1 protein-coding gene is annotated in these 2896 nt (G+C 58.0%); it reads right to left on the bottom strand.

Annotation, left to right across the window (positions count from 1 at the left end):
- A partial coding sequence (locus ABEA92_RS31145) for a beta strand repeat-containing protein (protein ID WP_345689760.1) occupies positions 1–2896 on the bottom strand: 2896 nt, incomplete at both ends.

The following is a 2896-nucleotide window of genomic DNA, read 5'->3' as shown; positions in this document are numbered from 1 at the left end:
GCATCAATGTCTGTATTGACATCGCCGCCGTCGACAATCGCGCCGTTGCCACTGGTGACCTTGACCGCTTCGGCGTCGGTGCTGGCGGTCTTCAATCCCGCCAGCGTCACATCGCCGTCAGCGGCAAACGTGATCTTGCCGTCACCGGCATCGATCAACGCCGCGTCGGTCGTGTCATCAGCCATCGTGATCGAACCACCGGTGCCACTGGCATCACCATCGGCATCGGCCGTCACCGTTACGTCGCCATCGGCACTGGTCACATCACCATCGACACCGAACGTCACGTTGTTGTCGGCCGTTAGTGTGATGTTGCCAGTCGCACTCGATACGCCGTCGTTAACGATCAAGTCCGATGTGGCACCGTTGGCGTTGATCTCAATCGTGCCTGCGTCGGCTGCACTGACCGCATTGGTCACCGCTCCGCCGTTATCGATCGTCACCGTGCCGCCAGCATTGACCGTGATGTTGCCAGCAGTTGCTTGCTCAGCCTTTTCAATCGTGAGTGCATCTGTCTCGCTAATCGCAATGTTGCCGCTGGTCGCGTTCGTTGCACTGAGCGTGCCGATGGTTGTTTCGATCGTGTCGGCCGCGCCGATGCCTGTGGCGGCTACCAGCGTCGCTTTGCCGGTGGTGGCAATCAAATCGACGGCGGTATCGGCGTCCTTGTCGGTGATCGCTCCTGTGTCGGCGGTGATGGCAATATCACCAGCAGTTGCAGTGATGATGCCGACTTGCACGTCGCCAGCATCCGCGTCCAGGTCAACGGATCCCGAGGCCACGATGTCGACGGCCATAATGCCGCCCGTTGTCGTTTGCAACGTCACATTCTTGGTCATTCCGGCTGCGTCCACATCGGTAGCCGTGATCGTTCCCGCTGCCGTGATGTCGATATCGCCAGCGACGGTGTCTACATCGTTCAGCGTGATCGCGCCGAGCGAGCCGAGGATGATGTCGCCCGCGGTTGCGTGTGCGTTGACAGTGCTTCCTGCGGCGACTTCAAGGCGATTGTTGACCGCTCCTCCACCAGGGACCGCCGCACCACCGATACTCGTGCCTGCGTTGAGCGTAATGGTTTTACCCGCAGCGCTGGCAATAATGTCAGCCAGGCCGTCGTCCTGTAGATCGTTGATGAACGTTCCCGCAGTGACAATCACATTGCCGCCCGTTGATTCGAGCCGGTCGATGTAGATGCCATCGGGATCGGTGATCACCAAATCGCCGCCCGTGGTGATGTTGACCGAAGCCACATTCATTTCCAGCGGAGCATTCGCGGCGGGAGCTTGCAACACGACACCGACGGATCCGGCTGGCGCGGATAGGGTGGCACCGCCAAAAGCGGCATCAATGTCGAGTGCGATCATATCACCACCATCGATGATATTTCCCGTCGTTGCAGTCAATTTCACCGCATCCCCGGCGGTGCTGCTCGTCATCAACCCGCTGACGATGACGTCGGTGTTTGCCAGGACAGTGATCTTGCCCGAGCCAGCATTGATGAGAGAACCATCGGTTTGCGTGAACGTGCCGCTGTTTGCAGTCGCGGAAACATTGCCGCTGGTCGAGGTTACATTCCCGGTGGCTGCGAACGTCACATCGTTGGTTGCAGTGACGCTAACGTTGCCGGTAGCTGTCGTGATCGTCGCATTGACATCGACGTCAGCAGTCGCTCCTGAAGCGGATAAGCTTACGTTACCCGCACCCGAGGCTGTCACCGCACCATTTACGGTAATGGTTCCGTCATTCGCTCCGGCAGTCGTCGACAGGGAGATTCCCGTGACGGCTGCACTCGACAATGTGCTGGAAGAATCTTCAGTGATATCGACAAAGTCACCTGTAACCGTTAGCGAGCCAAAATTCGTCGTATCCCCGACGCTGTTGCCCAAGGTGATGTCCTGTGTGCCAGCGTTCAGCGTCGCACTGCCCGTCACGGTCAAGCTGGTGGCTGGTTGATCCGTGATCGCACCGCCGGTGAGCGTCAACGTGGACGCAGTATTCGTGCCGGTTAAGTCGAGTCCACTTGCGTCAATATCAACATTATTGCCTGCGAAGTTCAGCATCCCAAAGCTAACTGAATCGGTACCGTTGTCGCCCAGCGTAATGTCGTTGCCGTTAAAACTGGCCAATCCCGACACGTCGATGTCGGATCCCGGGATATCTGTGATGTTTCCGCCGCTATTGATGGTCAACGTCGTTGCATCGACAGCAACCAAAGCGGTTGCATCGTCCTCAGTAACTGTCACTGCGCCGCCCGTGAGGCGTAACGTCCCAAAGTTCGTGACGTCGGTGCCGTGGTTACCCAACGTGATATTGTTGGTGCCCGCGTCAAAGTTTGCGAAGCCACTGACGCTGATCGTCGTACCGTTGGCATCAATGATGTCGCCACCGCTGGTCAACTCAAAGCTCGCTGCGTCAACACCGGTCAGTTCGGTGCCCGTGGTCTCGTTGATGACAACGGCGCCGCCCTTGACCTTCAACGTGCCAAAGTTGGTCGTATCGCCAATGTCACCACCAAGGGTAATGCTATTCGTACCAGCATCTAGGTCCGCGAGGCCAACAACAGTCAAGCTGGTTCCCGCCTCATCAGTGATGCTGCCGGTGCTATGCAAGTTCAGACTGGCCGATGTGTTCACGCCGGTTAGCGTCGCATCACTGTCTTCCTGAATCGTGACCGCACCAGCGGAGTTGAACGTCAACGTATTGGTGTTAAACGTACCGTCGACACCGACCGTGATCGCCGAACCGCTCAGATTGGTATTGCCCGTAGCCGTCAGCACATCATCAGCGGATTCACCTAGTGTGATCGCACCCGTGGCAATCAGCGTTGCGTCACCAGTCACGGCAATCGTTGTGGCCGCTGAATCGTCATCGGTGATCGCACCGGCACTGGTCAGGC

Source organism: Novipirellula caenicola (assembly GCF_039545035.1).
Lineage (GTDB): Bacteria > Planctomycetota > Planctomycetia > Pirellulales > Pirellulaceae > Novipirellula > Novipirellula caenicola.
Note: the sequence above shows the minus strand (reverse complement) of the source record. Positions and strands in the feature narration are given on the sequence as shown.